The 12,631-nt window shown below is 44.3% G+C and carries 10 protein-coding genes; 5 read left to right on the plus strand and 5 right to left on the minus strand.

The window, feature by feature from the left end:
* Nucleotides 1-575: 575 nt before the first annotated feature.
* On the minus strand, nt 576-2,078 hold the full coding sequence (locus NFR98_RS08125) for a malate:quinone oxidoreductase (protein WP_251459936.1): 1,503 nt from the start codon (nt 2,076-2,078) through the stop codon (nt 576-578).
* 350 nt (nt 2,079-2,428) lie between these two features.
* On the opposite strand from NFR98_RS08125, the gene NFR98_RS08130 reads away from it, so the two are divergent.
* From NFR98_RS08130 to NFR98_RS08150, 5 genes are all read left to right on the plus strand, one after another.
* On the plus strand, nt 2,429-3,760 hold the full coding sequence (locus NFR98_RS08130; RefSeq protein ID WP_251459939.1) for an MFS transporter: 1,332 nt from the start codon (nt 2,429-2,431) through the stop codon (nt 3,758-3,760).
* Nucleotides 3,761-3,992: 232 nt separating this feature from the next.
* Nucleotides 3,993-4,895: an ABC transporter ATP-binding protein gene (locus tag NFR98_RS08135; protein ID WP_251459942.1), complete on the plus strand. Its 903-nt coding sequence runs from the start codon at nt 3,993-3,995 to the stop codon at nt 4,893-4,895.
* 1 nt (nt 4,896) lies between these two features.
* Entirely contained in the window at nt 4,897-5,634 is a 738-nt protein-coding gene (locus tag NFR98_RS08140) for an ABC transporter permease (protein ID WP_014096643.1), read from the plus strand.
* Nucleotides 5,635-5,639: 5 nt separating this feature from the next.
* The gene (locus tag NFR98_RS08145) at nt 5,640-6,773 is read left to right on the plus strand and encodes a sensor histidine kinase (protein WP_251459944.1); all 1,134 of its coding nucleotides are present in this window, start codon (nt 5,640-5,642) and stop codon (nt 6,771-6,773) included.
* Nucleotides 6,770-7,372: a response regulator transcription factor gene (locus NFR98_RS08150; protein ID WP_133536982.1), complete on the plus strand. Its 603-nt coding sequence runs from the start codon at nt 6,770-6,772 to the stop codon at nt 7,370-7,372. The genes NFR98_RS08145 and NFR98_RS08150 overlap by 4 nt, the downstream gene beginning before the upstream one ends.
* Before the next feature lie 409 nt (nt 7,373-7,781).
* Here the strand turns inward: NFR98_RS08150 and NFR98_RS08155 are convergent, their stop codons facing one another.
* The 4 genes from NFR98_RS08155 to NFR98_RS08170 all read right to left on the minus strand — a co-directional run bounded on the left by NFR98_RS08155 (nt 7,782) and on the right by NFR98_RS08170 (nt 12,621).
* The gene (locus tag NFR98_RS08155) at nt 7,782-9,353 is read right to left on the minus strand and encodes an SIR2 family protein (protein ID WP_133536984.1); all 1,572 of its coding nucleotides are present in this window, start codon (nt 9,351-9,353) and stop codon (nt 7,782-7,784) included.
* Between the two features lie 217 nt (nt 9,354-9,570).
* Complete coding sequence (gene rlmH, locus NFR98_RS08160) at nt 9,571-10,050, minus strand: 23S rRNA (pseudouridine(1915)-N(3))-methyltransferase RlmH (RefSeq protein WP_035183097.1); 480 nt, start codon at nt 10,048-10,050, stop codon at nt 9,571-9,573.
* A gap of 298 nt (nt 10,051-10,348) precedes the next feature.
* A complete protein-coding gene (locus tag NFR98_RS08165; RefSeq protein ID WP_026683520.1) occupies nt 10,349-11,611 on the minus strand; it encodes a S1C family serine protease in 1,263 nt (420 codons plus the stop codon).
* A gap of 215 nt (nt 11,612-11,826) precedes the next feature.
* Nucleotides 11,827-12,621: an exodeoxyribonuclease YycJ gene (locus NFR98_RS08170; RefSeq protein WP_061565617.1), complete on the minus strand. Its 795-nt coding sequence runs from the start codon at nt 12,619-12,621 to the stop codon at nt 11,827-11,829.
* Between the last annotated feature and the right edge of the window lie 10 nt (nt 12,622-12,631).

The following is a 12,631-nucleotide window of genomic DNA, read 5'->3' on the forward strand; positions in this document are numbered from 1 at the left end:
CATTTTTACGACATAGAGCCAACAAAATTTCCAATTCACTTGTTTTTAACCCTTGACATCACACCGTAGGACTTTTTTGAAAAATTCTCTTCAATCCAGGCGGGCTTGCACCAGCCGCCCGATATGTATCACGTTGCTGTCCCGATTCAGGTGTCCAGCGCATTTCAAAGACCGGACGACAAAAAGCCGTTTCCTAAGAAAACGACTGCCCTTTTTCAGGTATTGCTGCGGTTTTCTTATCTTGATAGACGATCATGAACGATACCTATTATGATGCCGGTTTCCAAGGACAGCCCTTCCGCCGCCCGGGATAAGAAATTTTCAGCATTTTAGCAACATCTTTATTTTACTGAACGCCGGGACAAAAATCAATATATTCCTATCGACTTGATAGGGTTTTCTTTGGATGGCACCCAAAAAAGAAAACAGCATGCCGAAATTGTCCCTTCGCTTGCACCTGTGCTGTTTTCCGGCTGCCTGCAACAGGAGTGCTGGTTGAGCCTGCGTTACAGCCAAAAAAAGGCCCTTCAATCCGCTTTAGGATCAAAGGCCTTTCATTTTAGCGCTCAAGCGTGTTACCGGTAGGCCGGTTCTTTTTCCGTCAGGCCGAGCGTCTCTGCCGTTTCAGCGTGAATTTGATGCAGCAGATCCGGATTTTCTGCGAGCCGCACGCCATAAGAAGGAATCATTTCTTTTATTTTTGGTGCCCATGCTTTTTTCCGGTCCGGGAAGCATTTTTCAATGACTTCGAGCATAACATGGACAGCAGTAGAAGCACCCGGCGAAGCGCCGAGCAATGCTGCGACTGAACCGTCAGCAGCCGTTACCACCTCCGTGCCGAACTGAAGCGTGCCTTTTCCGCCTGCTTCCGTATCTTTAATCACCTGGACACGCTGCCCGGCTACGACAACATCCCAGTCTTCCAATCTCGCATCCGGAATGAATTCCTGCAGTGTCTCCAGGCGTTTTTCGTCTGACAATAGAAGCTGCCCGATCAAATATTTAACAAGCGGTACATTTTTTGCCCCGGACGCAAGCATCGTTACGACATTATTCGGCTTCACAGAACCAATCAGGTCTAAATTTGACCCTGTTTTTAAAAACTTCGGCGAGAAGCCGGCAAACGGGCCGAACAGCAAACATTTTTTATGGTCAATATATCTTGTGTCCAAATGCGGCACAGACATCGGCGGCGCACCGACTTTCGCTTTCCCGTACACTTTTGCATGGTGGCGGTTGATGACTTCAGGATTGTTGCACACCATAAATAACCCGCTTACCGGAAACCCTCCAATATGTTTGGACTCCGGAATGCCGGTTTTTTGAAGCAACGGCAGGCTTCCGCCACCGGCCCCGATAAAAATGAATTTCGCCGTATGGTATTCGATTCTGTTGTGCTCAATATCATGCACTTTCACTTCCCAGTTTCCTTCCGGGGTGCGTTGAATATCTTGAACGGCATGCTTATAGTTTATTTCGACATCTTGGCGTTCCAAATGGTCAAACAGTATGCGGGTCAAGGCGCCGAAGTTGACGTCCGTCCCTGCATCGCTTTTTGTCGCCGCTACCGGTTCATTGGACTTCCTGCCTTCCATCACAAGCGGAATCCATTCCTTTAATTGCCCGGGGTCGTCGGAAAACGCCATTCCTTCAAAAAGCGGATGGGCTGACAGCGCTTTAAATCGTTTTTTTAGAAAAGCAACGTTCTCCTCCCCTTCTACGAGGCTCATATGCGGGATCGGCCGGATAAAGTCCTGCGGATTGCGGATCAGCCCCTTGCTGACCAGGTAGGACCAGAACTGCCTTGAAAGCTGGAACTGTTCATTTACATTTACAGCTTTTGTAATATCTATTGAGCCGTCCGGTTTTTCAGGCGTATAATTCAGCTCACATAATGCCGAGTGCCCGGTCCCCGCATTGTTCCATTCATTCGAACTTTCTTCCCCCGGTTTTGCCAGCTTCTCATATACGGTGATTTCCCAATCCGGGGCCAGTTCTTTCAGCAAGGTGCCCAGCGTTGCACTCATAATGCCGGCACCGATTAAGATGACGTCTGTCTTTCCCTGTCTGATGCTCATGATTACCTTCTCCTTATCCCTGTATTTGCTAATATTATTCCGGACACACTGCCTCTTTTTCAGAACAAGACAGTCCCCGGGAAAACGCTTTACAAGTCTTAATATCATAATATCATATTTTATGATAATTCTTTAGAATAATGATACACAATTTGACAATGGAAATATCAGGAAACCTTTTTATTTGCTGAATGATTCATTCTTCATTTTGCTTAAAAATATAATATAATGAATCTTGTAAATAGAAATTTTACTAGTATATTTCTTGCATTTACCAAAGGGGGGATGCCAGGAGATATTTTTCACGGATTGAAGACGGGAATTTTCATTTTACAAAGGGGGAAGACAAATTGGCACAAACAACCGGACGCACATCCAGACATGTGACTGCTAACATCTTTAAAGGATCACTTGGCAATCTGATCGAATGGTATGATTGGTATGTTTATTCTGCGTTTGCGGTTTATTTTTCATCAGAGTTTTTTCCGGAGGGGAACCAAACTGTCCAGTTATTAAATACAGCCGGGATTTTTGCCATTGGTTTTCTGATGCGGCCGCTCGGGAGCCTGATCATGGGCCGGTATGCAGACCGGTACGGCCGCCGGGCTGCACTGACCCTTTCCGTTGCCATTATGGCGCTCGGTTCGCTTGTCATTGCCTGTACACCGGGATACAGCAGGATTGGTGTGCTGTCACCGGTTATTTTGGTCCTGGCCCGCCTTGTTCAGGGGATCTCGCTGGGCGGGGAATACGGCACTTCTGCTACTTATTTGTCCGAAATGGCAAGCAGCGGCCGCCGCGGCTTCTATTCCAGTTTCCAATACGTCACGCTTGTATCGGGGCAGTTGATCGCACTTGGTGTCCAAATTGTGCTCCAACTCGCATTAAATGAAAGCGAAATGACCTCGTGGGGATGGCGGATCCCGTTTGTGATCGGCGCGATTGGCGCATTGGTGGTCTTGTGGCTGCGCCGTACGATGGACGAGTCCGAACAATTCGAGGAGATGGGATCGGAAACGCGTAAAAATGCCGGAACGCTGAAGGTTCTGATGAATTATCCGAAAGCGGTGCTGACCGTTGTCGGCCTTACGCTTGGCGGCACTGTCGCATTCTACACATTCACCACCTATCTGCAAAAATTTATGGTGAACACGTCGGGAATTGATAAAGAAACCGTCAGCTGGATCAACTTCATTGCCCTTTTCATCTTTGTTGTTTTCCAGCCGCTTGCCGGAAAGCTGTCCGACCGGATCGGGCGCAGGCCGCTGTTAATCGGCTTCGGCATTCTTGGGACCCTTTTGACCGTGCCGATATTTTTATGGTTGAGAGAAACGCAGAACCCGGTTTTTGCTTTTCTTCTCATGATGGCAGGGCTGACCATTGTAACCGGCTATACTTCCATTAATGCCATTGTAAAAGCTGAGCTGTTCCCGACTGAAATCCGCGCGCTTGGTGTCGGGTTTCCCTATTCATTAACTGTCGCAATCTTTGGCGGAACAGCCGAGTTTATCGCGCTTTGGCTGAAAAATGCCGGCGTGGAATCCGCCTTTTTCTACTACGTTGCCGGCTGTATTGCCATCAGCCTGCTCACCTACTTATTCATGGCCGAATCCTCGAAGCATTCCCGGATCGAAGCAGAACTTCAATCCCGCCCGGATTCGAAAAACAAAATTATCACCTGAAAATGCCAAACAGCTGCAGCGTGGCAGGCTGCAGCTGTTTTTGTGCAAAAAAATCCCTGCCAAGTAAAAACCCCGGTTCCTTTCTCCCCGATCCTCACGGTTAAACCGCTCGTCTTGGCCCTCGCTTCTAAATCATGATATGACAATTGTCATGCCAAAATGGTGACATTCCTTACTTAAAATCACTCCATGCTCCTTATACAATAATCGTACATACAAGGAGGTGCGGATCATGAATGAAGTTTTATGTCTGGAAAATGTCATAAAAACGTTTAAACAGAAACCAGCGGTCAAGGATGTCAGTTTTTCAATTCACAAGGGGGAAGTAACAGCCATTCTTGGCCCGAATGGCGCGGGAAAGACGACCACCATTTCCATGATTTTAGGGTTACTAAAACCGACAGCCGGCAAGATTAAACTTTTCAACAACGAGCCGGGCACATTGCAGGCCCGCCAAAGAACCGGCGTCATGCTGCAGGAAGTGAGCATAATGCCGGGGCTGACCATAAATGAACTTCTTATGCTGGTCAGAAGTTACTATCCTAGTCCATTGCCGCTAAAGGACCTGGTCCGTTTAACGGGGCTGACGGAAAAAGATTTAAAAACACGGACGGAAAAATTATCCGGCGGCCAGAAAAGACGCTTGAACTTTGCGCTGGCACTTGCCGGAAACCCGGATTTTCTGATCTTTGACGAACCAACCGTTGGAATGGATATCACCGCGAGACAACATTTTTGGGAAACGATTAACCTCATGGCAAACCAGGGAAAGACGATCGTGTTCTCCACCCATTATTTACAGGAAGCAGATGACAATGCCCGCCGGATCCTGCTCTTTAAGGACGGCGGAATCATTGCCGGCGGGACGCCCGAACAAATCAAAACAAACATTTCAAAGAAAACCGTTTCTTTTTGCACGAATTCTGAACAATCACTGAAATTGCTTGATCATCATCCTGAAGTCGGGCAAATCTTTCGGAAAAATAACCGGGTGTACATCTGCTCGGATAATACAGACAGCGTACTGGAACTGCTTTTTCGGGAAAAAATCGGAGCGTACAATATTCAAATTGACAATGGAAATCTGGAAGATGCATTCAGCCGGATAACAAAAGAAAATCAGGAGGCCGATTAAAATGAAAGCTTTTCAACTGCAATGCAAAATGGAGATAAAACGCGTGCTGCGGAACCGTTATTTTGTTTTTTGGTCGCTGGCCATGCCCATTGTCTTTTATTACATTTTTACCAAAGTGGTGGACACCCATGCTCCGGATCCCGCCGCATGGAAAGCCCATTACTTAATGTCCATGACCGCCTTTAGTGTGATGGGCTCCTCTATCATGACCCTTGGAATCCGCATCGTCCAGGAGCGTGCACAAGGATGGGCGGCATTTATGCGCCTCACACCCCTTCCTGATTCTATTTATTTATCAGCCCGGATGGCCGGACAGAGCGTAATTCATGTTTTTTCCATATGTATGATTTTCTTTGCAGGGGCCATTCTGAACAGGGTCTCATTGGCTCCGGCAGAATGGGCTATGAGCGGTGGATGGATATTGCTTGGATCGCTTCCATTTCTCTCGATTGGAACCTTAATCGGCTGTATGAAAAAAGTTGAAACAGCAGCCGCAATCAGCAATGTCCTCTATATGTTGCTAGCCGTTTGCGGCGGGATGTGGATGCCGATTGAAGTGATGCCAAAAACGATGCAAAATATCGCCCATTGGCTGCCATCCTATCATTTTGGAAGCGGCGCATGGGAAATTGTTCAAGGCGGGATGCCGGGCTGGAAAAATATTTTGGTTTTGCTCACTTATTTTGTTGTGTTCATGCTACTATCAAAATATATTCAAAGAAAACAAGAAACGGTGTGACCAAAATGAAAATGCCCCGCCTGTTTCCAAGCCGTTTGGGCTTCTTTCCCTATGTCTTTTTGATTTATATGCTGTTCCCTGCTTTTTCGTTATTAAAAGAAACCGGAATGAAGCAGCTTGTGGGCTATGGAATGCTTATGCTATTCTTTATGACGTATCGCCAGCTTTATTTTACAATCGGGAAAAAAGCTTTCACCTATTGGCTGGCTTTACAGCTGTCCATCATTTTCATTTATTGTATATTTTACGGTTTAAGTTACGTTTTCTTAGGCTTTTTCCCGGCAAACTTTACCGGTTATTATCGGGAAAATACAAAATTTTACCGGGGACTTACAGGTCTTACTTTGGTACTTTTGGTGCCGCTCCTCTATCATATATGGCATGCGCCATCCTTGCCCCGGGCGGGAGAATTGTTATTTTTCATCCCCTTTCTTATCGTCATGCTTATCTCGCCTTTCGGGTTACGCTCCATTGTACAGAAAAGAGAGCTTGAACGGAAGCTTGACCAGGCAAACCAGCGTATCGCTGAACTCATCAAGCGTGAGGAACGCGTGCGGATTTCCCGCGATCTCCATGACAAACTGGGCCATACCCTCTCTCTGCTCACTTTAAAAAGTCAATTGGTGCAACGTCTCATTTCCATTGACACTGAACGTGCGCAGCAGGAGGCAAAAGAAATAGAATTAACTTCAAGAGCAGTCCTTAAGCAGGTCAGGGAACTTGTTTCCGATCTGCGGACGATTACCATTGCAGAGGAACTCGTTCAAATTCAACAGATTTTGAGAGCGGCAAACTTTACTTACCAGTACAGTACCGGCGTTGATTTTTCAAAAATTCCCCCGTTAACGCAAAATATTGTAAGTTTGTGTATTCGTGAAGCCGTGACAAATGTCGTGAAACACAGCAGGGCAACGCATTGTATCCTTTCCATTTCACAGTCTGCTGAAAATGTCAAAATCGTCATTCAAGATAATGGGAAGGGAATAGATGAAAATAAACCAATGGGCAATGGTTTGCGGGGGATGGAAGAAAGATTGCAGTTAATCAATGGAGAGCTTCATTTTTACAACCAAAATGGCACAATTTTGGAATTGTCCATTCCGATGATTAAGAAAGAACAGGAGGAGGTTGTTTTATGATTCGCATCTTTATTGCCGAAGATCAGAGAATGCTTTTAAGTGCATTAGGCTCCTTGCTCGGCATGGAAGAAGATATGGAGGTAATCGGCCAGGCGGTGAATGGCAGGGAAGCGCTCGAGGCCATTTTCAAGCTGAAGCCTGATGTTTGCTTAATGGACATTGAAATGCCGGCATTAAGTGGATTAGACGTTGCAAGAGAGCTGGCAAATAGAAATGCCTCAACGAAAGTCATCATTTTGACAACCTTTGCCCGCCCCGGTTATTTCGAAAGGGCGGTGAAAAGCGGGGTACACGGCTACCTGCTGAAAGATGGCGAGATTCGTGAACTGGCAGATGCCATTCGCAAATGTATGGCCGGCAAGCGGGTATTCAGTCCGGAGCTTATGTTCGATGCCATTCGGGAAGAAAATCCTCTAACCGAAAGAGAACAGCAAATTTTGCGTCTGGCAGCTTTAGGAAAAACGACAAAAGCGATTACCGAAGAGCTTTATTTATCCTCCGGCACGGTCCGCAACTATATCTCTGACATCATCCATAAACTGGGGGCAAACAACAGGACAGAAGCAGCAAGTATCGCCGAAGAAAAAGGATGGATTTAGCTTTTCAAGAAGGCCATGTTGCTTTCATGGCTGCCATGCTGCAGACAGAACAGGCAATAGAAGGAAAATGCCAAATGTCCGGCATTGGACACTTGGCATTCTTTGTTTACTGATGATACGGTTCCTCGTGACTATTTGAGAGGCAAAAATCAGCATTAGAACATACACTCTAATATCTATTTACAGTTTTAATTTCAAACGTACACAAAATCACAAAAAAATTTTTCGCTTTTGTCGAGGGTATCTAATTGACGAAACGAAATTCATATGTTAACTTTAAGTTGTATAAGATAAGTTTACAATGCTATAGGAAGTCGCAAGTGAATGCCCTTGCTGCTTACTGGCATTCGGTACCAAAGCCCTAGAAACAGTCGTGAGTGTTCAGTCCTTACTATGTTTCTCGGGCTTTTTATTTTGCGTACTTCAACCAATCAAAAATTTTTACTACCCTTCTAAAGTTTGTTGCCACCTTTTTGTTTTCTAAAATATTGGGATTTTGTTTAAAAGTCACTTCCAAGAAGTGATTTAACTCATCTAATTTAATTTCCTTCTCATCCAAAAGACAAATATATTCTAAAGCCTTTTCTAACTCGTATTTTTTTGCAATCTCTTTTACAGATCGTTCTTCAAGATGAAATTTTTTCTTTCTTTGAATCAAGTATCTATTGAGAAACGAATTGAAGTCCGTTTTAATCTCCTTGGAAATCTGTGCTGGCAAAACTCCTTTATATTCTTTTATATATTTATAAATAGGAATACTGTTACTATGTCTTTTCAACAATGTAGGTAGCGACTTTTCCACGACTAATGCAGGATCAAAATTCTTGTCATCAAAGACCACATCTTCATAAATTTCCTTAACGGAAATCCCTTCGTACCCTTTCTGAGCAAAGTTCTTTATAACTCCCACTCCGACAACCACTTCAATATTCTCTAATCTTTCGTCGTCTATATTTACTACTTTTAAACTCTCACTTGGCTCGCTAGTCAGTACCAATTCATATATCTCACTTTTCAGTTTTCTTAAAACCGGGGCTTTGTACTTTGCTTTTAAAATTGTAAGCAATTTATAGAGAGAGGCATAATCTTTTATGAATAGATGGGTCATTTCAATACGCTTACCACTCGGGAAAGACTTTTGAAAGGTTTTTATTGAGTCCTCCCGTCCTGAATTGTTCCATTCCACAAATATAAATCGATCCTTCAATGTCTCAAGTTGTTCGTCATCCAAACAAGTCACAATTGAATTCAAGATTTCCTCTATATTGGGGTCATTAATGGAGTAACCAATAAATATTATTGGATGCTCCAAGAAAATTGTGAGAATTTTTGCTGCCAAATAGGCGTTTTTGCTAACATATGCCAAATAGTCATCTTCATTTATAACAATAGACTCTGGTTTTGTCACACAACCATGGATTTTATATATCTCTGCAATTCCTTGAATAACAGAAAAAATTAACTCACTTTGTCCAATATATACACTATAGTCTTCAAAGCATGACTCTAAAAAGGTGTCATAGTTGGTTGTAATGATTCCAGCTATATGATTATTTCCAAGCTGTTTAAAAAGCTTTATTTCTTCTTCATACTCATCAACGACTTTTTCTTGCTTTTCTATCAAGTTTTGAGCGATGTCAATTTTAAATGGAGATATACCGGCTTGAACCTTTTCTTTATGAAGTCTTCTTTTTTCTGCATATCTATCATCCATCAACCAAAGTTTATTAAAATCTCTTTCAATGAGCGTGGCAAGTTTAGGATTTTTTCCAACGGGTGTCTCATGCTCTTTTAGTTCTTCCAAGTATAGTTGATAACCAAACTCGTTGCTTTTGGCTAAGTTTGCATAGTCTTGAAGCAATCCATCCCAGCTTTGTGTATTCAAATATCTTCTTGACAGGCCTGCACCTACAAATAAAAAGGGCAACGTTTCAAAGCCTTTGAGTTGCTTTTCTAATTGCTGTTCTATTTCACTGTTCATTTTTCCCCCTCCAATCCCACAAATATCTTTCTTTTATTGTCCTAAATTTTTGTTCATTTTTCAATACTTTTGAATATAAAGAGGGCGGTTCCCTTTCCACAGCTGGGATCTGCCTTCTACCGTTATTTTCAATAACCTATAACTTATTTACATGTTGTATCGCGAAACGGATAATGAACATATTTTCAATACCCGCTTTCTCTACAACTTTTTTGCCCTACTTATGATACGGTTCCCCCCTAATAATCCGAAATGCGCGGTAAATTTGTTCGACTAAGATGAGTCGCATGAGCTGGTGGGGGAAGGTCATTTTTGAAAAAGAGAGGCTTTCGTTGCCGCGCTGCAGAACCGCTTGGCTTAAGCCGAGACTGCCGCCGATCACAAAGGCTATTTTGCTTTTGCCGTATGTCGCAAGGCGGTCGAGTGAATCGGCCAGTTCCTCTGACGACTTCATTTTCCCATCGATCGCCAGGGTGATGACATAGGTGTCCGGGCTGATTTTTGCAAGAATCCGCTCGCCTTCCTTCTGCTTTACCAGCTCCATTTCCGCTGCACTCAGCATTTCGGACGCTTTTTCATCCGCTACTTCGATGATTTCAACTTTTGCATAAGCGGAAAGACGTTTTAAATATTCCTGAATGCCTTGTTTCAAATATTTTTCTTTTAATTTTCCCACTGTAACGATAGAGATATTCACAACTTACACCCACCTTACCCACAAGCTACTGACAAGGGTTATCCACATATCCACAGAAACTATCCACATTTTGTGTGGGAATAACCGTTCCATACAAGATATATTTCACCATTTTTCGCTATTCACAGCCTGTTTATAACCTTTTTTTCGAGCAATTTCCACAAATATCCGCCCGTACAGGAACCTTTTCCAACAAAATGTTCATTCTGGATGCGATCCGCAGCACGCTTTGACCTGTTGATAACTGAATGCCGCAAAAAAAGGAAGGAAAAGCTTTCCGCCTTTCCTCCGCAGTTTGTTAATTGCTTCCCGAAGCGGTCCCGAGTGTTAATGTGAATGTTTTCGGCTGGCCGTTCCGGTATACCGACACTTTCACCTTATCGCCGGGCTGTTTATGCTCATACAGATATTTCCTTAATTCCACGGTGTTGTTAATTTTTTGATCGTCCAGTTTGTAAATGACGTCAAATTCTTTCAAACCGGCTTTACCGGCAGGGGACCCGTTTTCAATAGAGCCAATCACAACGCCGGTCGTCACATTGGTAGGCAATTTTAACGTTTCCTGCTGCTGGTAAGCCGAGATATCCGAGACGTTTACAATCCCGACACCCATTGCCGGGCGGGTAATTTTCCCTTTTGTTTCCAACTGGTGAATGACCGGTTTTGCTGAATTAATTGGAATCGAAAATCCGATGCCTTCAACCGACTCATTTGAAATTTTCATGGAGTTGATCCCGACAACCTGGCCGGAAATATTGATTAAAGCACCACCGCTGTTGCCAGGGTTGATCGCAGCATCGGTTTGAATGACTTCTTCCTGCCAATCTTCCGTTCCATCTTCGTCGATATCCACCGGAACAGTCCGATTCAACCCGGAAACAATCCCTTCTGTAACAGATCCGGCAAATTCTTCACCAAGCGGGTTACCGATCGCAATAACAGATTCTCCAAGTTTTAATGCATCCGAATCACCGAATTGAGCAACCGTTGTCACATTGCTGCCGTCTATTTGTAGAACGGCCAGATCCGTATATTTATCGCCGCCGACAAGTTTGGCAGAAAGCTTTTTCCCGTTCGATAAGGTCACCTCCAGCGCATTTGCCCCTTCAATCACATGGTAATTGGTGACGACATAAGCTTTATCACCGGCTTTTTTGTAAATAATCCCGGAACCGGATCCGGCTTCCTGAGAAGAAGAGGAAGAAGATTTTGAGTCCTGCCCAAACATATCATCAGACCAAATACTTTGTTTTTGAATGTTTGAGACGCCGACAACCGCTTTCTCCGTCTTTTCCACTGCTTTTGTAATATCGGTTGTCACCTTTAACGAGACGGTTTTCGTTGTTTTTGCCGTTGACGTGCTGGTATTTGCCACAGAATTTGAATCTACCGCAGAAGAGTCTGAGTTCGTTTTTCCAAAAATATTTGGAAAAAGAAGGGCTACCACAAGCGCCCCCACAATCACGCCAATCAGCCCGGAAAGAAAATAACCAAATTTTCCGCCGCTCCGCCTGTTTTCTTTTCCACGCCGTTGGCCGTCCTGATCATCATAATATCCCATTGCGCACCACCCTTTCTGTACTGATGAGGAAAATAGAAGTTAGATGAAGGAGCTCTTTTTTGCCCGTTCTGATTCCATTATAATGGCTGATAATTAAAAATTACTAAAAATCAAGCGCCAAAATAAAAAAATATGGCCCGCCTGCCGATTAAACGCTGCCCCGGTTGTTGGCGGCGGGCCCCACAGCGACAGATTCTGCCACCGGATTGCTCTGGTTAAACAGCTGTTAAGGCCGTTGGAATTTTCGGATCCGTATCATATAATGAAAACGTTTCGCCGACCGCCAGGCCCTGTTCCTGAAGCGTTTGGGAAACCGCCATCCGCGCGAGGTCTTTCATATTGTTATCTTTGCTTAAATGGGCAAGGTATATTCGTTTTGTCCGGTCCCCGATCACTTCGCTCATCGCAAGTGCGGCATCTTCATTCGACACATGCCCGACATCGCTCAAAATGCGCTGTTTTACACTCCACGGGTACCTTCCCATCCGGAGCATTTCCACATCGTGGTTGCTTTCAAAAACAAAAATGTCCGCATTGGAAATCGTCCCTTTCATCCGATCGCTGACATAACCTGTATCCGTAATGATGACCAATTTTTTGCCGCCTTCATGAAAAATATAAAACATCGGCTGGACGGCATCGTGGGAAACGCCGAATGACTCAATCTCAAGGCTTCCGAACGATTGGACAGATTCCATCCCGAATGAAAACTTCAAATCTGTTGGAATCTCTCCAATCATGCCTTCCATCGCCGACCATGTTTTGTCATTGGCATAAATCGGGAGCTTGTATTTCCGTGCCAGCACCCCGATTCCTTTAATATGGTCACTGTGTTCATGCGTAACAAGGATTCCGCTTAAATCGGCAATATTGCGGCCAATCTGCCCGAAAAGCTGTTCCATTTGCCTTCCGCTTAAACCGGCATCCACTAAAAAAGCATGCTGCTCTGTCTCCACATAGATCGCATTTCCCGTGCTTCCGCTCGCAAGTACACTAAATTGCATCCCCATCGTATCCTCT

The organism is Weizmannia agrestimuris (assembly GCF_943193165.1).
GTDB lineage: Bacteria > Bacillota > Bacilli > Bacillales > Bacillaceae_C > Weizmannia > Weizmannia faecalis.

What these genes read in the sequence shown, in the direction of transcription:
- NFR98_RS08125 (WP_251459936.1), bottom strand. Translation starts at nt 2,078, where the DNA reads ATGAGCATCAGACAGGGAAAGACAGACGTCATCTTAATCGGTGCCGGC.
- NFR98_RS08135 (WP_251459942.1), top strand. Translation starts at nt 3,993, where the DNA reads ATGAATGAAGTTTTATGTCTGGAAAATGTCATAAAAACGTTTAAACAG.
- NFR98_RS08140 (WP_014096643.1), top strand. Translation starts at nt 4,897, where the DNA reads ATGAAAGCTTTTCAACTGCAATGCAAAATGGAGATAAAACGCGTGCTG.
- NFR98_RS08145 (WP_251459944.1), top strand. Translation starts at nt 5,640, where the DNA reads ATGAAAATGCCCCGCCTGTTTCCAAGCCGTTTGGGCTTCTTTCCCTAT.
- NFR98_RS08150 (WP_133536982.1), top strand. Translation starts at nt 6,770, where the DNA reads ATGATTCGCATCTTTATTGCCGAAGATCAGAGAATGCTTTTAAGTGCA.
- NFR98_RS08155 (WP_133536984.1), bottom strand. Translation starts at nt 9,353, where the DNA reads ATGAACAGTGAAATAGAACAGCAATTAGAAAAGCAACTCAAAGGCTTT.
- NFR98_RS08165 (WP_026683520.1), bottom strand. Translation starts at nt 11,611, where the DNA reads ATGGGATATTATGATGATCAGGACGGCCAACGGCGTGGAAAAGAAAAC.
- NFR98_RS08170 (WP_061565617.1), bottom strand. Translation starts at nt 12,621, where the DNA reads ATGGGGATGCAATTTAGTGTACTTGCGAGCGGAAGCACGGGAAATGCG.